The sequence below is a fragment of the Litoreibacter sp. genome, from assembly GCF_058136045.1.
In genome coordinates this window covers 44,736-63,584 of sequence record NZ_JBYVDD010000011.1, presented here as the reverse complement: position 1 = coordinate 63,584, position 18,849 = coordinate 44,736, and the positions used below count along the sequence as shown (strand labels likewise).

Below are 18,849 nucleotides of genomic sequence, written 5' to 3'. Positions count from 1 at the left end.
TTATCAGCGGCAGCTTCAAAAACTTTTAGATAATGTACTGCCCTCTTTAATTGTCCCTGCAATATGAGCCTAAAAATGAGTTACGTCGAGACAATCAAAACCTTCCTGCGCGTCTATGATTTAGGCTCCATGTCTGCGGCGGCGCGTGATCAGCGGATATCGCCCGCAGTGGCCTCGGCGCGGATCAACACGCTAGAGACCCAATTGGGCGTGCGGTTGTTTGCGCGCACGACGCGCTCGTTGCAACCCACCGAGCAGGGCCGCGTTTTCTATGACGGGGCGCAGCGTATATTGGAAGCCATTGAGGCCGCCGAAACCTCGGTGACCGACATGAGCCGTTCGCCGCGCGGCACGTTGTTTGTGGCGGCGCCACTGGGCGTAGGAAAGCGGTTCCTTGCGCCCGAAGTGCCGCGATTTAAGATGCTATATCCGTTGGTGGATATTCGGCTTCGCCTGTCGGATCGCAAAATAGATTTGACCGCCGAGGGGCTGGATGTGGCGCTGTTCCAAGACCAGCCACGCGACAGCAATTTGATGATGCGCCAGATTTGCGAGGTGGAGCGGGTGATTTGTGCAGCGCCCGATTATTTGGCCATCAAGGGGCGACCTGAATCCGGCGATGATTTGATAGAGGACAAACATGATTGCCTGAACCTGCGCTACCCCGGTGCGCCTGAATTTCAATGGGGGCTTCAAACTGAAGATGGCGAGAAGAAATACGCCGTCAGCGGCCCTTTCGAGAGCGATGACGGCGATGTTTTAACGGGTTGGGCGCTGAATGGGTTCGGGGTGATCTTGAAGCCGCGCCATGAGGTGGCGGAGCATCTGGCCTCGGGGGCGCTAATCGAGCTGTGCACAGCCACCCCACCCCTGCCCGTCACGCTGGGTTTTTTGTTTGCCCACCGCAAGCACCAAGACCCGAAGCTGCGCCTGTTCATGGATCACATGGCGCAGCGCATTGGTGACGCAATCAAGCCCGGTCTGAAACCCGAGTAAGCCCGTATGCAGCCAATGCGAAAGACACGCCACTGGCAATCGTGCGCGCTTGGTTCCAGAATTGCCACTTGGTGGAATAGGCCTCCCACATGGTCTGCGCCTGCGCGATGTCTTGGGGGATTTCCACCAGCAGCAAAGCACGGTTCATTGGAACATTGATGCTGATGGTCAAGGCCATCCCGAGCGCCAGATAAATCAGAACCGCCGCACCGAAACAGATCGCGGCGGAGCGCTGTGCTGCCAGCCAAAGGGCCCCTGCCGCCATGGCCAAAACCAGCGGCGTACCAAAGAAGGCGGGGGCGAATGTTGTGTTGCGCACGGACTCGTTCATACCATTCATCGCCGCGATTGCGATGCGCGGATCAATCGCGTCCAGCCCCCACATGGTTGAGCAAACCCAAGCGTAGAAGAAGCCGAAAATGGCCCCCGAAAAGAGGACACCAATTACGGCAATATATTTAGCGGAAGCGTGCATTTCATACCCTTTCAAATCTGTACACATATATACGTATTTACAATTCCGTATACATGTGTTCGGATGGGTCGCAATTAAAAAACCTCAATGGGTCCTGAGATTATGAAAGCAGACAGCAAAGCCAAAAGGCGCGCCGAGATCGAGGCTGTCGCCCTCGAAGTCATGCGGTCTCGGGGCTATGAGGGCGCATCAATGCTTACCATCGCCAAGGCTGCAAAGGCTTCTAATGAAACACTTTATCGTTGGTATGGAGATAAGCCGCGCTTGTTTTTGGAAATCGTCAAGGGCAATGCCTCCGATATTGAGGTCGCGCTCGACAAGACGTTGTCCTCGCCGCTTCCCGCCGCCGACACACTCCACAATACTGCCCGCTTATTGCTCAATTTATTGCTGGGAGAGCGCTCTGTCGCGTTGAACCGCGCGGCGGCATCCGATGCATCGGGAGATCTTGGGGCCGCAATCGCCAAGGGAGGTCGCGACCGCGTTTTCCCACGTATTATCGAGTTGATGGAGCGCTTGCGTTTGACCGGCGTCATCAGCGCACCCAGCGACGAGCAAGCCGCGGAATGGTTTTTGCATTTGCTCATCGGTGATCTACAAATGCGGCGTGTCATCGGCACTTTACCGCCCTTAACCCGAAAGCAACTCAAGAGCCGCGTCGAGACGTCACTGAGCGCCTTTTTTCAACTTTGCGCGCCCAATTCACCCTCTGCCGTCGCCTGCGAAGATGCACCATTAGAATCTGCCACAAGCGGGGTATAAAGCGCGCGGCGGTAGATATGCCATGTGGCATGGCCCAGCACGGGCAGGACCAAAAATAGCCCCAAGAACATCGGGATCATCGCGATCAGCGCCGACACCGCGATAATCGCCGCCCAAAGCAGCATCACCACCCGGTTGCGATAGACCGTGCGGATCGAGATGCCCATCGCGGTCATGAAATCAATCTCGCGGTCCAGCAGCAACGGCATGGACACCACGGTGATGGTGAAGGTTAGCAAGGACACCAACCCGCCCACCAAAAGTTGAAACGCGATGAGCATCATGCCTGTGGGGGTCTGGAATATCTCAAAGGATGTGGAAACATTGATCATCTGCATATTGCCAAAGAACAGCGCCAGCGACATATGCGCGAAAAAGCTCCAGAACATGAAGATGAGCACCAGTAGCGCCCCGATCCATGGCAATTGGCGGCCGCGCTCGGCCCAGACCACGGATAGGACTTCCGACCAACCTAAGGCCTCGTCGGCCTCGATCCTGCGGCTGACCTCGTAGAGCCCTACCGCCGCGAAAGGTGCCACAAGCGGGAAACCCAAGGCCAGCATCAAGGTCCAAGTAAACGTGCCTGCGCCCATATAGGTCAGTCCGGCGCCGCAAATCACATAGAAGGCCGAGAAGAACAGCCCATAGGCAGGCGCGCGCTTGAAGTCGCGCCACCCTTCTCGCAGGGCGCGTAAAAGCTCCCAGACTGTGACAGTTCCGATTTCTGGGCGCGGGCTTGGGGCTGGCTGTGTTGTCATACCCTATGACAGCACGACAATTGCCATCTGGCAAGCTTAACTGCCGCGATAGGTGGAATATCCAAACGGGCTGAGCAGCAGTGGTACGTGGTAGTGGCTGTCTTGTGACATGCCAAAGCGGATCGGGATCTCGTCTAGGAAGCGTGGGTCTTCCGGCGGGGTGCCGAGTGCATCCAGATAGGCGCCGGCTTTGAACACCAGCTCGTACGTGCCGCGTTTGAATTTATCCTCAGGCAGGATAGGGCTATCGGTGCGCCCGTCGGCATTGGTCACCATAGTGGCAATCTTGCTGTGACTGTTGCCAGACACGCAGTAGAGCATGATTTCCAAGCCAGCCGCAGGAAGGCCTGTTGCAGTGTCGAGCACATGTGTTGTCAGGTAGCCGGGCATCTGCATCTCCTTTAAGATCACAACTTGTGCTAGCCTCGCGCAGCACGCGCGCGAATGCTAGGTGATCATGTGAAAAACTCTTTCAAATACTTTTTGAAATACATGGTTATTTATTTGATGTAGCGAGTAAACACAGGGACAGGGGACGATATGACAAGATACCCACGCGACTTGCGCGGCCACGGAGCCAACCCACCAAAGGCCAACTGGCCGGGCGGGGCAAAAATTGCCGTTCAAATCGTGCTGAACTACGAAGAAGGCGGCGAGAATAACATCTTGCATGGGGATGCCGCCTCCGAGGCGTTTTTATCCGAGATCGTTGGTGCGAGCGCTTGGCCGGGCCAGCGCCACTGGAACATGGAATCGATTTACGAATACGGTGCGCGCGCTGGTTTTTGGCGCATTCACCGCCTGCTCAAAGATACACCGATCACCGTATATGGCGTCGCCACCGCCCTTGCGCGCTGCCCCGAGCAGGTTGCCGCGATGAAAACCGCGGGCTGGGAAATTGCCTCGCACGGGTTGAAATGGATCGAATACAAAGACTACTCAGCCGAGGATGAGCGCGCCGATATGGAAGCGGCCATCAAACTGCACACAGAAATTGTAGGCGAGGCGCCGCGCGGCTGGTACACTGGGCGTTGCTCGGAAAACACCGTGCGCTTGGCCGCAGAGCATGGCGGGTTCGACTATGTGGCCGATAGCTATGCCGACGACCTGCCCTATTATGCGCAATACGGCGCGCGCAATCAGTTGGTCGTGCCCTATACGCTTGATTGCAATGACATGCGATTTGCGACACCTCAGGGGTTCAATTCTGGGGCTCAGTTTGAGACATATCTGCGCGACAGCTTTGATGCGCTTTATGAAGAAGGCTGTGATGGCGCACCCAAAATTCTGTCAATCGGGCTGCATTGCCGCCTGATCGGGCGGCCGGGGCGCATTCAAGCACTCAAGCGCTTCCTTGCCTATGTGAACGGCCATGATGACGTGTGGATTGCCACCCGCGAGCAGATCGCAAAACATTGGATGGCAGAGCACCCGCCTGTCACAATGGAGCGCCCTAGCGAGATGGATAAGGGTGCATTTGTAAAGGCTTACGGCGGAATCTTCGAGCATTCTCCATGGATTGCAGAGCGTGCTTGGGAGCTGGATTTGTGCCGCGCGCATGATTGTGCCGAGGGGGTACATAACCTGCTGGCACGCACATTCCGCGCAGCAACCTCGACCGAGCGCCTAGAGGTTCTAGACGCCCACCCCGATCTTGCTGGCAAGCTTGCAGCGGCCAAACGGCTGACGCAAGAAAGCACCGCAGAGCAGGCCAGTGTAGGCCTGGACGAGCTGACAGATGCGGAGCGCTCCAGCTTTACAGAATTGAATGAAGAATACACCACAAAGCACGGATTTCCCTTCATTATTGCGGTTCGCGACAACAACAAAGACAGCATCTTGGCCGCCTTCAAGCGCCGGATCAACAACGATAGCGAGACCGAGTTTGCCGAGGCCTGCCGCCAAGTGGAGCGCATCGCACAGCTTCGCCTACAGGAAATATTACCATGAGCTACGCCATTCCACCCGCAGGGTTGCCCGCACAATCTGACCCGTTGACCGGCACTGCTGTATTCACGTCCGCCTATGCATTTTTGCCCGCAGGCGTGATGCGCGACATCGTCACCAGCTTTATCCCGCATTGGGCCGACACGCGCGCATGGATCATCGCGCGCCCCCTATCGGGCTTTGCCGAGACCTTTTCGCAATACATCATGGAGGTCGCGCCCGGCGGTGGCTCAGAGCGCCCCGACGACAATCCCGACGCCCAATCGGTGCTGTTCGTGGTCGAGGGTGAGGTCGAATTGCGCAACGCCGATGGCACGCATAAACTGGCCGAGGGCGGCTATGCCTACCTGCCCGCGGGCCATGGCTGGACCCTGCACAATCGCAGCGCCTCCAAGGCCACATTCCATTGGGTGCGCAAGCGCTATGAGGCGGTGGACGGTATCGCGGCGCCCGAGGCTTTCGTGACCTCAGACGCCGAGAACGCCCCGATCTCGATGCCCGACACAGACGGCAAATGGGCCACCACGCGCTTTGTCGAGCCAACAGATTTGCGCCACGACATGCACTTCAACATCGTGACCTTCCAGCCCGGCGGCCTGATCCCGTTTGAGGAAACGCATGTGATGGAGCATGGCCTATATGTCATTGAAGGCACTGCGGAATATCTGCTCAACAAGGACTGGGTCACGGTCGGTCCGGGTGATTTCATGTGGCTGCGCGCCTTTTGCCCACAGGCGTGTCGCGCCACGGGTGACGGGCCGTTTCGCTATCTGCTCTACAAGGACGTGAACCGCCACGCGAAGCTGCCATGGTGATCGCAACCCAGCCCCTTACCGCAAAGGCCTTCGCGCCCTTTGGTGATGTGCTTGAATGTGCAGGTCCGCCTGACAAGATGATCAATGAGGGGATGTGCGGTCGGTTCCATGACCGCGCGAATATGGATTTTGAAGATGGCCAAGCGGGCATCAGCATATTCCAAGCCCAGCCGCGCGCCCTGCCCTATGAATTGACCCTGCTAGAGCGCCACCCGCAGGGCTCGCAAGCTTTCATACCGATGAGTTTTGATCCGTTCTTGGTGATTGCCGCCCAAGATTTAGGCGATCGCCCCGGAGAGATCAGCGCATTCATGGCTGCCGCGGGGCAAGCGATCAACTTTCACAAAGGCACATGGCATGGGGTTTTGACGCCCCTACATGCGCCGGGGCTATTTGCGGTTGTTGACCGAATTGGCGGCGGCGCAAACCTAGAAGAATTCAGGCTGGATGCTCCAGTCATGATAGAGCGCGGCTAACGCGCCATAAACCGACGTGACCATAAAAATGGCGCGTATATAAAACAGTCGAACGGGGAGAAACCAATGACTGATACATCAATAGGGACCGCAGAGCAGCTGCGCGATCCAAATTATACACCGGGGTTGGCCAAGGCCATTCCTTTGGGCATTCAACATGTGTTGGCGATGTTTGTGTCAAACGTGACACCTGCGATCATCATTTCCGGCGCGGCTGGCTTTGGCTTTGGCTCGGACCAAGGTGCGCTTGGTTTTCCAGATATGACCTATCTGATCCAGATGTCGATGTTGTTTGCGGGCATTGCTACTTTGTTCCAAACAATTGGCATGGGTCCTGTTGGGGCGCGTTTGCCGATCGTGCAAGGTACAAGCTTTGCCTTCATCCCGATCATGATCCCGCTGGTTGCTGGTAAAGGTGTCGAGGCCCTGCCCGCCCTGTTTGGTGGCGTTGTTATTGGTGGCTTATTCCATGCCTTGCTGGGCACGGTTATTGGCAAAATTCGTTTTGCCTTGCCGCCGCTGGTCACTGGCCTTGTGGTGATGATGATCGGTTTGGCGCTGGTCAAAGTCGGCATCCAATATTCTGCGGGTGGCATTCCAGCCATTGCCAAGCCGGAATATGGCAGCTTGTGGAACTGGTCCATGGCATTGGTCGTTGTGTTCACCACGTTGGGGTTGAAGTTCTTCACCCGCGGCATGCTGTCGGTCTCGGCAGTGTTTGTTGGCCTGATCGTGGGCTACATCTACGCGCTAATATTTGGCGAAGTCAGCTTTGAGGGGATTTCAACCTCGATGAGCCGTGCATCCCTGTTCCAAATCCCGATGCCGTTCAAATATGGCTTTGAGTTCTCGTTTGCAGCCATCGTGGGCTTCTGCCTGATGGCCTTTGTGTCCGCGATTGAAACCGTGGGCGATGTATCCGGGATCACTAAAGGTGGTGCGGGTCGCGAAGCGACTGACAAGGAAATCCAAGGCGCTACCTATGCTGACGGTGTTGGCACGGCAGTGGCGGGTATCTTTGGCGGCATGCCAAACACCTCGTTCAGCCAAAACGTCGGCTTGATCGCCATGACCGGCGTGATGAGCCGCCATGTGGTAACCATCGGCGCGCTGTTCTTGATCCTGTGTGGCCTTGTGCCAAAGGTCGGCGCAATCATCCGCACCATCCCAATCGAAGTCTTGGGCGGTGGTGTGATTGTGATGTTTGGTATGGTTGTGGCTGCGGGTATCTCGATGCTGTCGGATGTGGATTGGAACCGCCGTAATATGGTGATCTTTGCGATTGCCTTGTCGGTTGGTCTTGGTCTGCAATTGGACCCTAAAGCGGTTCAGCACTTGCCAGATGCGGCACGTATCTTGATGACATCAGGTCTGTTACCTGCGGCGGCGATTGCCATCATCTTGAACCTTATCTTGCCAGAAGAGTTGGCGGCTGAGGCGACGGAAGAAGTGGCTGGCGGCATGACAGGTCATGGTGGTGGATCACTACCGCATGACTAGGTTCGCCTTTTTGTGACAACGATGAGCCCCGGTGGAGACGCCGGGGCTTTTTTGTGAGCGGAGTGCTGCCCGTATTTATAAGAACAAAGAAAGCCTTTTGGTTTTGCGCCAGCAGCGCTATCTCTGCGGCAAATGATGTTGAGGGTATGATGCGTAAACTGACCTGTTTTAAGAGCTATGATGTGCGTGGCCGTTTGGGCGACGAATTAAACGACGAGATTTGCTATGGTATCGGGCGCGGGTTTGCGCGCTCTATTGAGCCGAAAACAGTCGTGATTGGCTATGATATCCGCCCGACATCGCAGGCTTTGGCCACGCAATTGGCGCACGGTTTGCGCGACGAGGGCGTGGACGTGATTGATCTGGGTTTGTGCGGCACTGAGGAAGTGTATTTTGCCACTTCGCATTACCAAAGCGACGGCGGCTTGATGGTCACGGCCTCGCATAACCCTATTGATTATAACGGCATTAAAATGGTGCGCGCGGAGTCTCGCCCGATATCCTCAGCCGATGGTTTGGGTGAGATACAAGCGTTGGCTGAGGCGGATGATTTCGGCCCAGCCAAGGCGCGCGGCACACTTGAGGCGCGCAATCCGCGTGATGCCTATGCGCAATGCGTGGTGAATTTCGCTGATGTATCAACGTGGCGGCCAATGAAGGTGGTGGTGAATGCGGGCAACGGTGTTGCTGGCCCCGCCTTTGATGTGATCGCGGATAAGTTGGGTGCTCCGGTGGAGTTTGTTCGCCAGCACCATGTGCCCGACAGCGCATTTCCCAATGGCATTCCGAATCCGCTGCTGGAAGAGAACCGCGCGCAGACGGCTGATTTAGTGCGCGCTGAAGGCGCCGATTTGGGCGTTGCGTGGGACGGTGATTTTGATCGGTGTTTCTTCTTTGATGAGACTGGCGCTTTTATTGATGGTGAATATGTGGTTGGTCTGCTGGCCAGCGCATTCCTTGGCAAACATGCAGGCGCGAAAATTATCCATGATCCGCGCGTCATTTGGGCCTTGCTTGATTTAGTCAAAACGGGCGGCGGCGAGGCTGTGGTGTCACAATCGGGGCATTCACATATCAAGGCCAAAATGCGCGAGGTTGATGCGGTCTATGGCGGCGAGATGTCGGCGCATCATTACTTCCGCGACTTCATGTATTGTGACAGCGGCATGGTGCCGTGGTTGTTGTTGATCGAGCATATGAGTGCGACGGGCAAGAAGCTGTCCGAGTTGGTGGCCGACATGCAAGAGCGCTTCCCGTCCTCGGGCGAGATCAATTTCAAGCTGGACGACAAGCAACCCGCGATTGATGCTTTTGAGGCGGCGTATTTGAACGGCGCAAAGGCCGTGGACCGGATGGATGGGTTGTCGCTGGATTATGGCGAGTGGCGGGTAAATTTACGCCAATCCAACACCGAGCCTGTGTTGCGATTAAATGTCGAGGCGCGCGGTGATCGGGCTTTGTTGGCGGCAAAAGTAGCGGAGATCAGTGCGGTGATTACCGAGGCCTAGATGGTGAAAAAATAGAGGGCGGGGTGTCCTCTATACATCCGCAGGCATGCCTACCTTTTTGTTTTGGCTCGCACTTTCCAGCTTCAGCATTACGTTTAATTTCCCCCAACTCCCTTTACTTTGCCAAGGCCACGCCCCCTGAATAAGCATATTCCATGCCGTTAAAATACGCGCAGCGAAAACTCTTAAAATTAACAGAAGTGCCTTTTATGATTTTCACTATTATTTAGAAACACTGCGAGGATACGCAAATGAGCCGAGCAGATATCTTGCATTTATTGACCAGCACAAAATCCAATGCGTACCTTGAGGCAACAACGCATGGGCTGCTTTTGCCATTTCTGCCAGACAATCCGCTGGTCATATCCTTTGAGGCCAGCGAGTTCGACCATGAGACGGTTGCAACTTTGGTTGCCAGCCTATGCGAGACACCCAAAGGTTTTGGTGCTCAAGCGGCTAAAGAGCTTTATGGGGCTTGTTTGCAATCATTTGAAGATTGTGGCTCCGATTTCGAGACACCTCAGCATCAACTTGATTGGGAAGCCGAGCAGTCGGGGACGTTCAATCAGCCATTGGTGCCGGGCAGCGCGGACGCGATTTGGCCGTTGGTAAAACTCAAAGAAATTTTGATTAGTTACGGCACTCGTGGTCCGGCTTACGGTAAAGTCGTCACTATCATCTCTGGGGAATGCGCTTGGGACGGCGAGCACGGTGTAGGCTTGATCTTTACAGACGGTAAAACATTCGTGGCTGTTGGCGGCGCGATGGGGTGAGCATCCCCCTACTCTGAACGCCAGCCCTAGATCACGCGAACTTGCGTCCCGATAGGGCACATTGCGAAGAGTTGCGATATTTGCTCGTTATAAAGACCAATGCAGCCAGAGGAAGACCGCCGCCCGATCTTGCGCGTATCATGCGTACCATGGATCAAATATGCCGGCCAATCTAGATACATTGCGTGGGTTCCCAGCGGGTTACCGGGACCGGGCGGCATATAGGCCAGATCGGGATCTTCGGCGACCATGGAGGCGGTGGGCGTCCAGTCCGGCCCGACTTTTTTGCGCACAATTTTGGTGTAGCCGCGTTTGGTCAGGTCTTCGCGCCGGGGCACGGAGGTGGCAAATACGCGGTAGTTTACGCCTTTTGCGTCCCAGTAATGCAGCGCGCGCGAGGTGGTATCGGCCACGATGGTGGCAACGCCTAGCGTCTCGAAGTGGTCTTGCCAGCGTTGGTATTGGAAGCTCGACGCATTGCGGTCCACCCCGATCGAGGCCTCAGGCGCGCCAACTTCCTCTAGCGGGGCTGCGATGCTTTGCGCGCGCAAAACGGCGGGTAGGCTCAACGCGGCGGAGGCTGTTGCGAGGAACAGGCGGCGGGTTTGTGGTTTGCTCATGTATCGGCCCTTTGTGGCTCATCTGGCAGTTGTCGGTGGAGTATCACTTTGGCCCGCAGGGTCAAACTCACAACTGCGTCATACGCCGCGCGAGGTCGATCATGCGGTTGGAAAAGCCCCACTCATTGTCGTACCAGCCGAACACCCGCGCCATACCGCCCGATTGGGTGACGTGGGTCTCGGGCAGCGCCATGATGATGCTCTCGGGGCGCGCGCGCAGATCTGACGAGACCAGCGGCTCGTCAGTGGTGCCGATGATGGCCCCCCTGGCCGCTTTTAAGGCCTCGTTGATTTTCGCTTCGCTGAAAGGGCGTTGCGCCTGAAAGCTCATGTCGATTGCCGAGACCGATGCCGTTGGCACCCGCACCGAGGTCGCAAAGATGCGCCCCGCCAGATCGGGCAACACCAAGTCGGTGAGCCGCCCCGCCGAGGTGGTGGTCGGCACCATAGACAACGCCGCCGCACGCGAGCGCACCAGATCACCGCGCGGGGCGTCGACTGTGGGCTGCGACCCCGTGTAGCAGTGGATCGTGGTCATATGGGCGGTCACCAGCCCGAAAGCGTCATCAATCACCCGCGCCAGTGGAGCCAGCGCATTGGTCGTGCAGGATGCGCAGGAAATGATTTCCTGCCCCCTTAGTTCCGCGTCATTGGCCCCCAACACCACCGTTTGATCGGCTGTTGGGCATGGCCCCGAAATCAACACGCGCGCAGCCCCCGCTTGCACCCCGCGCGCGGCAAATGCGCGATCATTGGCCTTGCCGGTGCATTCCAACACCAGATCAACGCCGCCCAAGGTGATGTCGGACAGGTCTGGCGCATCGGTTAACGGGTAGCGCACGCCGTTGATGCTCAGCGACATCTCGTCATGGCTGACGTCGCCGGGGAACTGGCCGAACACACTGTCGTGCTTCAACAGGTAGGCGCAGAGTTCAGGGCGCGCGATATCGTTAAGCGCGACGATCTCAAAGCCCTGCCCCGCCGGTGTCGTGGTCAAAAGCCTTAAGATAGAGCGCCCGATGCGCCCCAAGCCATTGATTGCAATTTTTGCCATCTCGCCCGCCCGATTTTCTAGCCGGTTTCGCGGGCCAGCGCGACCAACTCTTGCATTTGCTCAAGGTCAATCGCCCCCGGAACCAGCTCCTCACCAAAGATAAACGCAGGGGTGCCATTCAGCCCGAAAGCCTGTGTCAGCTGGTGGCTGGTTTGCAGGTGAGCGGCGACCTCGGGGGCCTCCATGTCGCGTTGAAGCTGGTCCACATCCATGCCCAGCTCGGCTGCTATCCGCAAAACCGAAGCCTCATTGGCGCGGCCACTGTTTTTCATCAGGGCGACGTGAAACTCTGCGTATTTCCCTTGATTGCGCGAGGCCAGTGACGCCTTTGCGGCATAGACACTTTCCTCGCCCAATATGGGCCATTCGCGCACAACAACCCGCAGGTTTTCATCCGCCTTGATCAGCTTCTCGACATCGCCGAACACGCGGCGGCAATAGCCACAATTATAGTCGAAAAATTCGATGATGGTGACGTCACCATCGGGATTGCCAAGCACCGGCGCGTTCGGGTCCTGCTCCAATGCGCCACGGTTGGCCACCAGCAAGGCTTTGGCCTGATCTGTCTCGGCCTGCTCCTTGCGCGCTTGCAGGGTCTCGATGGCTTCCATCACGATCTCGGGGTTCTCGCGGATCGTCTCCAGCACCAATTCCTGCATCTGCTCGCGTGACAGGCTCTCGGCGGGGGCACTGGTCGCGGCAAGGCAAAGTGCAAGGGCGGTCGTGGTGGTGAAACGGATCATGGCGCGGGCTCCTTGGCGGCCGGAAGTGAGTTGACGCGACCGTGATATGCCGCGAGCGGATTGTCAAACCTTTGCCCATCACGAGGCAGTGAAAACCACGCGCACCCCCTTGCTTTTATCGCCCATGCGGGGGACGAGGGGGCATGAAAATACTCACCATCCTGATCGCCTTGTTGCTCAGCGCCATTCAGCCCGTTTTTGCGGCAAGCTCGCTCGCGTTTCAAAACGAGCGGGTCACCGCACGGCTGATCACTGCTGAGAACGCGGTGACGCCGAATGCTGGCACCGTATCGGTGGCCTTGCAGTTGGAGCTGGCTGAGGGCTGGAAAACCTACTGGAAAGCCCCCGGCGCTGTGGGCTATGCGCCAGATCTGGACTGGTCCGGCTCGGCAAACATCAGCGACGCAAAGCTGCTTTACCCCGCCCCGACCCGCTTTGAAGCCTTTGATATTGAGAACTACGGCTACGCCAAAGCGGTGACGTTCCCGATCCAGTTAATGCTGACCGATCCGGGCCGCGCTGCGGTGATAAACCTATCGGCGAACATCTTGGTCTGCGCCGAGTTGTGCATCCCCGAAATGATTGATTTATCGGTGACATTACTGGCGGGCAACGGCGGCATTGATAGCGCTTCGGCCATGAAAATTGCGCAGGCGGCGGCCAAGGTCCCCACCACAGTGGGCGATGCGGGCATGAGCAACCCACGGTTCTGGTTATCGCCGGATGCCACTGAGTTGCAAGTCGCGATAGACAGCACTGACTCGTTTGGCGCTCAAGTTCAGCTCTTCCCCGATATGGGCGCGGATGCCGCCTTTGGCGCGCCTGAATTCACCTATTCCAAGGGCCGCAAATCATTTGTCGCCACCTTGCCAGTTCTGGCCGCACCCGCGAGCATCGAGCCGTTCGAGATCACGGTCAGCGACGGGGCGCGCGCCGCCAAGTTTTTGGCCATCTACCCAAGCCTGAAACCACTCGCATCTAACACGGGCGCGGGCACGGCCAGCCTGTGGTGGATCGCGCTAATTGCCCTGCTGGGCGGTTTAATTCTAAACATCATGCCCTGCGTCTTGCCCGTTCTGGCGGTGAAGTTCTCCTCGGCGCTGAAGTCCAGCGACCAATCTGCGACCCGCATCCGCACGGGCTTTCTGGTCTCGGCTTTGGGCGTCATGGCCTTCATGTGGGCGCTGGCGGGCGTGCTGCTGTCCATCCGCGCAAGTGGCGGGCAAATCGGCTGGGGCGTGCAATTCCAAAACCCGATATTCTTGGGGCTGATGATCACCCTGATCGCAGCTTTCGCCGCCAATATGGCGGGGCTGTTCGAAATCACCCTGCCCCAGCGGTTCAACACCTCGGTGTCGAATATGGAGGGCGGCACCGGCCTGCTGGGCGATTTCGCCACCGGAGCACTGGCGGCCGTGTTGGCGACGCCTTGCTCCGCCCCGTTTCTGGGCACTGCCGTGGCCTTTGCGCTGGCGGGAAGTGCAGCGAGTGCGATGGTTATTTTCACGGCCCTCGGCTTGGGGCTGGCCCTGCCTTATCTGCTTGTGGCTGCGCGCCCGTCACTGGTGCAAGCCCTGCCAAAACCCGGTGCATGGATGGTGCGGGTCAAATGGGTCATGGCCGTGTTACTTGGCATGACCGCACTTTGGCTGGGCGTGGTTTTGCTGCGCGTGGCCGGCTGGTCGGTCGTATTGGTCTTGTTTGCGCTGATCGCCGCGGGCCTTTTGGCGATGCTGGCCTCCCGTCGAAGCTCCGCCCGATCATGGGGCGCCGCAGCCTTGATGCTTGCCGCCCCGATTGTGCCAATTGTGGTGCAACCCGCCCCGCAAGCCATCCCCCAGACCGCGAATTGGGCCGCCTTGGATATCGACGCCATTGCGCCCGCCGTGGCGGCTGGCCAAGTGGTGTTTGTCGATGTGACCGCGACTTGGTGCCTGACCTGCAAAGCCAATAAGGCCCGCGTGTTGGACCGCGACGTGATCGCGGATTTACTGGCGCAGAGCAGCATTACCGCCATGCGCGGCGACTGGACCCAGCCCAATCCGCAGATCTTATCCTACCTCAAAGCCAACGGACGTTTCGGCATCCCGTTCAACATCGTCTATGGGCCGAGCGCGCCGCAAGGCATTGCTTTGCCAGAGTTTTTGACCAAAGACGCGGTGATAGAGGCGATTGCGGCGGCGCGGCTCTAGTTCCCGAGCGCCTTCAGCCCCTGCTCAACCGCCAGCCTTTGCGGGTCATCCTCGGGCAAGTTATCGGTGAGTTTTTTGGCGCTATGTAGCGCCGCCAAAGCATCCTCATCACGCCCCAGAACGCTATAGGCACGGGCCAGTTGCAGCCAGCCTTTCAGGTTGCCCGGCTCGTCTTTTAGGCGCGCCGCCAAGTTCCCGACCATGTTGCGAATGAAATCTTGGCGCTCCTCCTCGGACAAATCCGACGCGGCGGCGATGTCGCCCGAAGTTGGCCCCCGCGGCGCGTCGGGGAAGTCCGGAAGTGCGACAAGATCAAGGTTGAACCCCGCCCCCATGCGATTGGCTTCGCGCAGGAAAACCGCCATCCAAGGCACCTCTGCTTGCTCTTGTGCGATACGCGCAAGCAACATCGTGCGCGCGTCCAATGTCTGGCCCGCTTGATCCAGAGCAACCGCGCGGTAGTAGGTGCCCGCGGGGTTGTTAGGGTCAAGTTCCAACGCCTTAGAGATGGCCTCCTCGGCAAGTTTGGTGACCACGCCGTTCTCGGCAGAAATCAACACCTCGGCGTATTGCGACCATGTGGCCGAGGTGGCGTCTTCGCGGTTAACGATCTGCGAATACGCATAGGCGGCATCGCCAAAGCGGCCCATGTTCGAATAGGTCGTCGCCAGCAAGTCCCAACCGCGGGTCTCGCCGCCATCGGCTTCGCTCTCCAGTTTACTGCGCAATTGTGCGGTCAGTTTGGTGAGGTTTTGAGCCTCTTTTTGCTCGGCTTCACGGTCTTTGAAGGGCACAGATGCAACGCCCGGCGCGCCCAATTGCATATAAAGCGCGGCCCCCGCCAAAGGGGTTGCCAAGGCGAAGGCGATCAACAGGCCACGCCCCGCAGAGCCATCCTTGAATGCCGCGCTGCGCGTGCGGTCGGCCGCGATCATTCGCCGCTTAATTTCGACCCGTGCGTTGGCCGCTTCGGCCTCGGAAATCAGCCCGCGTTCCATGTCGCGATCGACCTCACCCAACTGGTCACGAAAGATGGCGATCGCGCCATCAGCACGGTCCAGTGCTCCATCCGAGTGGCGCAAAAGAGGCCACAAGAACGCCAGCGTCGTTACCCCTGCGAATACAGCGGCGAAGGCCCAAAAAATCATGTGTTAGCGTCCTCATCAGTCATGAGTTTGGCCAAGGCCACTTCCTCATCAGCGCTCAGCTGGGTGTCCTTAGTAGACGGTTTACGTCGCCCTCGTGACAGCGAGAACGCCACCGCAATTCCACCCAAAGACAGGATGGCGAAAGGCCCAAGCCATAGCGCGTAGGTGGACGGCTTGAAGGGCGGCTTGAACAGCACAAAATCACCGTAGCGCAGCACCAGAAAATCATAGATTTGCTGGTCTGTATCGCCCGCCACAAGGCGTTCGCGGATCAAGACGCGCAGGTCACGGGCAACGCCCGCATTGGAGCTATCGATCGGCTCGTTTTGGCACACCACGCAGCGCACATTGGTGGAAATAATGCGGGCGCGTTGCTCCAGTGCGACGTCGGATAACACCTCATCCGGCTCCACCGCAAACGCGGGGCTACTGGCCAACAAAATGACAGTCATGAGAGCGGCACGGATCATTGGGAAACCTCAGCTAAAGCGTCCTTGAACCGCCTCAGGCCATCACCCACAACCGGGCCTGCAAAGCGGTGGCGGATGATACCTTCCGCGTCGATGATGAATGTTTCCGGCACACCCGAGATGCCAAGATCAATACCCGCACGCCCTGAATAATCGGACCCAATGGCCAGATATGGATTACCCAATTCCGCCAGCCATTTGGCCGCTGCCTCAGGTTTGTCTTTGTAGTTGATGGCTATCAACGTCAGGCCTTGCTCTGCGGCGAGGCGCGTCAAAACCGGATGCTCTGCACGGCACGGGCCGCACCAAGAGGCGAAGACATTAAGCAGCTTGATGCCCTCGATTTTGGACAAATCAGCGGTGCTGAACCCGGGGCGATCTACCCCGGCAACAGGGGCTAAATCCAGCGCAGGCACCGGCTGCGAAATCAGCACAGACGGGATCGAGGACGGGTCGCGCCCGCCCGACAGGCCCCAGATTGAGAACCCGCCTATGATCAGAGCCACCACCAGAGGCAGCGCAAAAAGCAATCGTTTCATTGGCTTACTCCGCCGGTGTGGCGCCCACGGGGGCTTTGGGTTTCTGACGTGACTTTCTAGGTGCACCAACGCGCAGGCGCCGGTCAGAGAGCGACAAGCCCCCACCCAGAACCAGCAAAGTGACACCAATCCACAGGCAGTTCACCAGTGGCTCGTACAGGGCGCGCAGGGTCCATGATCCTTTGGCCCCTTCCGCTGCGGGTTCTGCAATCGAGACATAAAGATCCCCCGCCAGAGTTTGACGAATGGCGCTCTCGGTGGTCGAGGAACCGGCTGCCGGATAGACCCGCCGCTCCGGGTACAGCTTGGTGACAAACTGGCCGTTGCGGGTCACATTCAGGGTCGCGACTTGGGCGATGTAGTTGGGGCCGCGTTGGCGTTCCACGCCCTCGAACGTCAGATCGAAACCCGCAATTTCAATCTGTGTGCCGGGATCCGCAAACACCACGATATCTTCTTTCCAAGCTGACGATCCGGTCGCCCCCATGACCAACACTGCCAGCCCAATATGGGCCAGTGTCATGCCATGCGAGGCGCGTGGCTGGCGGCGAATGCGTGCCAGCGCGCCGGGTTGAAACAGCTTCACGCGCTTGGTCCATTCCTGCGCGGTGGCGACCAGCAACCAGACCGCGATGGCCAGCGTTACAATCGCCAAGACCGGACCTCCGGTAGACAAATACCAAACCACCAAAGCGGCGATGGCAGCCAGCGCAAACGCCAGTTTCAAGCGGGACAAAACACCGGGCAAATCGGCGCGTTTCCACGACAGAAACGGCCCGATCCCCATGACCACCAGCAACGGCAGGACAATCGGAATGAAGCCTGCGTTAAAGAACGGCGGGCCGACAGAAATTTTGTCGCCCGTGACCGCCTCTAGAAACAGCGGATAAAGGGTGCCAAACAGCACGGTGGCGGTGGCGGTGGCCAGCAACAGGTTGTTAATGAGCAGCCCCGCCTCGCGTGACACCGGTGCGAACAAGCCGCCGCCTTCCATAGCAGGCGCGCGCCATGCAAACAGCGCCAAAGAGCCGCCGATAGAGACAAAAAGCAGCCCCAAAATGTAAATGCCCCGTTCGGGATCAACGGCGAAGGCATGCACGGATGTGAGCAGGCCAGAGCGCACGATAAACGTGCCCAACAGCGACAGAGAAAACGTCAAGATGGCCAGCAAAATGGTCCAGCTTTTGAAGGTGTCGCGCTTCTCGGTCACGATGGCGGAATGCAACAGCGCAGTGCCCAGCAACCACGGCATGAACGAGACATTTTCGACCGGATCCCAGAACCACCAGCCACCCCACCCCAGCTCGTAATAGGCCCACCACGAGCCGAGCCCGATCCCTGCCGACAGCGATGTCCACGCGGCCAAAGTCCACGGGCGCACCCAACGCGCCCAAGCCGGATCTACGCGCCCCTCAATCAGGGCGGCGACGGCGAAAGAGAACACGATCGAGAAGCCCACATAGCCGACATAGAGCAGCGGGGGGTGGATCGCGAGGCCGATGTCTTGCAGCAGCGGGTTCAGGTCTTTGCCGTCCAAGGGGGGCGGAAAAACCCGTGTAAACGGGTTCGACGTAAACACCATAAAGCTGATGAACCCCACGGAAATCCACGCCTGCACCGCCAAGGTCCGCGCCTTTAAAGCCATCGGAATGTTGCGCCCGAAAAAGGCCACCGCCGCACCGAAGCCTGCAAGGATGAACACCCAGAGCAGCAAGGAGCCCTCGTGATTGCCCCAAGTTCCCGCAACTTTATAGAGCATCGGCTTGAGCGAGTGGGAGTTGTTCACCACGTTCAACACGGTGAAATCTGACACGATATAGCTGCGCATCAACGCGCTGAATGCAAAGGCAATCAGCACGAATTGCACCAAAGAGCTGGCCTGCGCCGAGCGCATCCACAACGCATTACCGCGCGCAGCCCCGAGCATGGGCAACACGCTTTGCACCAGTGCCGCAACCAATGCCAAAGAGAGAGCAAATTGTCCGAGTTCAGGGATCATGGGTCTGCCTGTTTAAAGAGTTGACCCTAGATGGGGTGAAGCCTGCACAAAGGTCAAGCGGCGGGGGCGCGACG

Annotated in this window: 19 protein-coding genes; 9 read left to right on the top strand and 10 right to left on the bottom strand. The window is 58.1% G+C overall.

Translation table 11 applies throughout. The features are described from left to right. Window positions 1–75 precede the first annotated feature (75 nt). Window positions 76–996 carry a LysR family transcriptional regulator gene (locus AC3Y7R_RS15410; RefSeq protein ID WP_490042953.1) on the top strand — a complete coding sequence of 307 codons (921 nt, stop codon included), beginning with the start codon at window positions 76–78 and terminating at the stop codon, window positions 994–996. Here the strand turns inward: AC3Y7R_RS15410 and AC3Y7R_RS15405 are convergent. Beyond that, on the bottom strand, window positions 971–1,471 hold the full coding sequence (locus tag AC3Y7R_RS15405; RefSeq protein WP_490042952.1) for an anthrone oxygenase family protein: 501 nt from the start codon (window positions 1,469–1,471) through the stop codon (window positions 971–973). The genes AC3Y7R_RS15410 and AC3Y7R_RS15405 overlap by 26 nt on opposite strands. A gap of 87 nt (window positions 1,472–1,558) precedes the next feature. On the opposite strand from AC3Y7R_RS15405, the gene AC3Y7R_RS15400 reads away from it, so the two are divergent. Continuing rightward, on the top strand, window positions 1,559–2,233 hold the full coding sequence (locus tag AC3Y7R_RS15400; RefSeq protein WP_490042951.1) for a TetR/AcrR family transcriptional regulator: 675 nt from the start codon (window positions 1,559–1,561) through the stop codon (window positions 2,231–2,233). Here AC3Y7R_RS15400 and AC3Y7R_RS15395 read toward each other — a convergent pair. Together AC3Y7R_RS15395 and uraH are read right to left on the bottom strand one after the other, a co-directional pair. After that, window positions 2,155–2,991, bottom strand: coding sequence for a DUF2189 domain-containing protein (locus AC3Y7R_RS15395; RefSeq protein ID WP_490042950.1), 837 nt, complete (start codon window positions 2,989–2,991; stop codon window positions 2,155–2,157). The genes AC3Y7R_RS15400 and AC3Y7R_RS15395 overlap by 79 nt on opposite strands. A gap of 36 nt (window positions 2,992–3,027) precedes the next feature. After that, a complete protein-coding gene (gene uraH, locus AC3Y7R_RS15390) occupies window positions 3,028–3,381 on the bottom strand; it encodes a hydroxyisourate hydrolase (protein ID WP_490042949.1) in 354 nt (117 codons plus the stop codon). A 150-nt stretch (window positions 3,382–3,531) separates the two neighbouring features. Between uraH and puuE the strand changes: the two genes are divergently transcribed. The 6 genes from puuE to AC3Y7R_RS15360 all read left to right on the top strand — a co-directional run bounded on the left by puuE (window position 3,532) and on the right by AC3Y7R_RS15360 (window position 10,010). Beyond that, window positions 3,532–4,941, top strand: a complete 1,410-nt coding sequence (puuE, locus tag AC3Y7R_RS15385) for an allantoinase PuuE (protein ID WP_490042948.1) — start codon at window positions 3,532–3,534, stop codon at window positions 4,939–4,941. After that, window positions 4,938–5,753 carry a bifunctional allantoicase/(S)-ureidoglycine aminohydrolase gene (locus tag AC3Y7R_RS15380; RefSeq protein WP_490042947.1) on the top strand — a complete coding sequence of 272 codons (816 nt, stop codon included), beginning with the start codon at window positions 4,938–4,940 and terminating at the stop codon, window positions 5,751–5,753. The genes puuE and AC3Y7R_RS15380 overlap by 4 nt, the downstream gene beginning before the upstream one ends. Beyond that, window positions 5,747–6,229, top strand: coding sequence for an ureidoglycolate lyase (locus tag AC3Y7R_RS15375; RefSeq protein ID WP_490042946.1), 483 nt, complete (start codon window positions 5,747–5,749; stop codon window positions 6,227–6,229). The genes AC3Y7R_RS15380 and AC3Y7R_RS15375 overlap by 7 nt, the downstream gene beginning before the upstream one ends. A 66-nt stretch (window positions 6,230–6,295) precedes the next feature. Continuing rightward, on the top strand, window positions 6,296–7,729 hold the full coding sequence (locus AC3Y7R_RS15370) for a uracil-xanthine permease family protein (protein ID WP_490042945.1): 1,434 nt from the start codon (window positions 6,296–6,298) through the stop codon (window positions 7,727–7,729). A gap of 149 nt (window positions 7,730–7,878) precedes the next feature. Continuing rightward, window positions 7,879–9,237 (top strand): phosphohexomutase domain-containing protein, encoded by a 1,359-nt coding sequence (locus AC3Y7R_RS15365; RefSeq protein WP_490042965.1) that lies wholly within the window; start codon window positions 7,879–7,881, stop codon window positions 9,235–9,237. A 251-nt stretch (window positions 9,238–9,488) separates the two neighbouring features. Beyond that, entirely contained in the window at window positions 9,489–10,010 is a 522-nt protein-coding gene (locus tag AC3Y7R_RS15360; RefSeq protein ID WP_490042944.1) for a DUF6985 domain-containing protein, read from the top strand. Between the two features lie 26 nt (window positions 10,011–10,036). Here AC3Y7R_RS15360 and AC3Y7R_RS15355 read toward each other — a convergent pair whose 3' ends face one another. The 3 genes from AC3Y7R_RS15355 to AC3Y7R_RS15345 form a co-directional block, all read right to left on the bottom strand. Continuing rightward, window positions 10,037–10,630, bottom strand: a complete 594-nt coding sequence (locus tag AC3Y7R_RS15355; protein ID WP_490042943.1) for a L,D-transpeptidase — start codon at window positions 10,628–10,630, stop codon at window positions 10,037–10,039. A 67-nt stretch (window positions 10,631–10,697) separates the two neighbouring features. Then, window positions 10,698–11,684 carry a type I glyceraldehyde-3-phosphate dehydrogenase gene (locus AC3Y7R_RS15350; protein ID WP_490042942.1) on the bottom strand — a complete coding sequence of 329 codons (987 nt, stop codon included), beginning with the start codon at window positions 11,682–11,684 and terminating at the stop codon, window positions 10,698–10,700. Window positions 11,685–11,701: 17 nt separating this feature from the next. Then, window positions 11,702–12,427, bottom strand: coding sequence for a DsbA family protein (locus AC3Y7R_RS15345; RefSeq protein WP_490042941.1), 726 nt, complete (start codon window positions 12,425–12,427; stop codon window positions 11,702–11,704). A gap of 143 nt (window positions 12,428–12,570) precedes the next feature. Here AC3Y7R_RS15345 and AC3Y7R_RS15340 point away from each other — a divergent pair, with 143 nt between their 5' ends. Continuing rightward, window positions 12,571–14,619, top strand: a complete 2,049-nt coding sequence (locus tag AC3Y7R_RS15340; RefSeq protein WP_490042940.1) for a protein-disulfide reductase DsbD family protein — start codon at window positions 12,571–12,573, stop codon at window positions 14,617–14,619. On the opposite strand, the gene ccmI is transcribed toward AC3Y7R_RS15340, so the two are convergent. From ccmI to AC3Y7R_RS15320, 4 genes are read right to left on the bottom strand one after another with little or no spacing between them, the layout of a single operon-like run. Further along, complete coding sequence (gene ccmI / locus AC3Y7R_RS15335) at window positions 14,616–15,767, bottom strand: c-type cytochrome biogenesis protein CcmI (protein ID WP_490042939.1); 1,152 nt, start codon at window positions 15,765–15,767, stop codon at window positions 14,616–14,618. The genes AC3Y7R_RS15340 and ccmI overlap by 4 nt on opposite strands. Next, the gene (locus AC3Y7R_RS15330) at window positions 15,764–16,237 is read right to left on the bottom strand and encodes a cytochrome c-type biogenesis protein (protein ID WP_490042938.1); all 474 of its coding nucleotides are present in this window, start codon (window positions 16,235–16,237) and stop codon (window positions 15,764–15,766) included. The genes ccmI and AC3Y7R_RS15330 overlap by 4 nt, the downstream gene beginning before the upstream one ends. Continuing rightward, window positions 16,234–16,776, bottom strand: coding sequence for a DsbE family thiol:disulfide interchange protein (locus AC3Y7R_RS15325; RefSeq protein WP_490042937.1), 543 nt, complete (start codon window positions 16,774–16,776; stop codon window positions 16,234–16,236). Before AC3Y7R_RS15325 ends, AC3Y7R_RS15330 begins: the two co-directional genes overlap by 4 nt. A 4-nt stretch (window positions 16,777–16,780) precedes the next feature. After that, window positions 16,781–18,775, bottom strand: coding sequence for a heme lyase CcmF/NrfE family subunit (locus AC3Y7R_RS15320; protein ID WP_490042936.1), 1,995 nt, complete (start codon window positions 18,773–18,775; stop codon window positions 16,781–16,783). Between the last annotated feature and the right edge of the window lie 74 nt (window positions 18,776–18,849).

What these genes read in the sequence shown, in the direction of transcription:
- AC3Y7R_RS15345 (WP_490042941.1), bottom strand. Translation starts at nt 12,427, where the DNA reads ATGATCCGTTTCACCACCACGACCGCCCTTGCACTTTGCCTTGCCGCG.
- AC3Y7R_RS15380 (WP_490042947.1), top strand. Translation starts at nt 4,938, where the DNA reads ATGAGCTACGCCATTCCACCCGCAGGGTTGCCCGCACAATCTGACCCG.
- AC3Y7R_RS15350 (WP_490042942.1), bottom strand. Translation starts at nt 11,684, where the DNA reads ATGGCAAAAATTGCAATCAATGGCTTGGGGCGCATCGGGCGCTCTATC.
- AC3Y7R_RS15410 (WP_490042953.1), top strand. Translation starts at nt 76, where the DNA reads ATGAGTTACGTCGAGACAATCAAAACCTTCCTGCGCGTCTATGATTTA.
- AC3Y7R_RS15370 (WP_490042945.1), top strand. Translation starts at nt 6,296, where the DNA reads ATGACTGATACATCAATAGGGACCGCAGAGCAGCTGCGCGATCCAAAT.
- AC3Y7R_RS15320 (WP_490042936.1), bottom strand. Translation starts at nt 18,775, where the DNA reads ATGATCCCTGAACTCGGACAATTTGCTCTCTCTTTGGCATTGGTTGCG.
- AC3Y7R_RS15405 (WP_490042952.1), bottom strand. Translation starts at nt 1,471, where the DNA reads ATGCACGCTTCCGCTAAATATATTGCCGTAATTGGTGTCCTCTTTTCG.
- AC3Y7R_RS15400 (WP_490042951.1), top strand. Translation starts at nt 1,559, where the DNA reads ATGGGTCCTGAGATTATGAAAGCAGACAGCAAAGCCAAAAGGCGCGCC.
- AC3Y7R_RS15360 (WP_490042944.1), top strand. Translation starts at nt 9,489, where the DNA reads ATGAGCCGAGCAGATATCTTGCATTTATTGACCAGCACAAAATCCAAT.
- AC3Y7R_RS15375 (WP_490042946.1), top strand. Translation starts at nt 5,747, where the DNA reads ATGGTGATCGCAACCCAGCCCCTTACCGCAAAGGCCTTCGCGCCCTTT.
- AC3Y7R_RS15395 (WP_490042950.1), bottom strand. Translation starts at nt 2,991, where the DNA reads ATGACAACACAGCCAGCCCCAAGCCCGCGCCCAGAAATCGGAACTGTC.
- AC3Y7R_RS15355 (WP_490042943.1), bottom strand. Translation starts at nt 10,630, where the DNA reads ATGAGCAAACCACAAACCCGCCGCCTGTTCCTCGCAACAGCCTCCGCC.
- AC3Y7R_RS15340 (WP_490042940.1), top strand. Translation starts at nt 12,571, where the DNA reads ATGAAAATACTCACCATCCTGATCGCCTTGTTGCTCAGCGCCATTCAG.
- uraH (WP_490042949.1), bottom strand. Translation starts at nt 3,381, where the DNA reads ATGCCCGGCTACCTGACAACACATGTGCTCGACACTGCAACAGGCCTT.
- AC3Y7R_RS15365 (WP_490042965.1), top strand. Translation starts at nt 7,879, where the DNA reads ATGCGTAAACTGACCTGTTTTAAGAGCTATGATGTGCGTGGCCGTTTG.
- puuE (WP_490042948.1), top strand. Translation starts at nt 3,532, where the DNA reads ATGACAAGATACCCACGCGACTTGCGCGGCCACGGAGCCAACCCACCA.
- AC3Y7R_RS15330 (WP_490042938.1), bottom strand. Translation starts at nt 16,237, where the DNA reads ATGATCCGTGCCGCTCTCATGACTGTCATTTTGTTGGCCAGTAGCCCC.
- ccmI (WP_490042939.1), bottom strand. Translation starts at nt 15,767, where the DNA reads ATGATTTTTTGGGCCTTCGCCGCTGTATTCGCAGGGGTAACGACGCTG.
- AC3Y7R_RS15325 (WP_490042937.1), bottom strand. Translation starts at nt 16,776, where the DNA reads ATGAAACGATTGCTTTTTGCGCTGCCTCTGGTGGTGGCTCTGATCATA.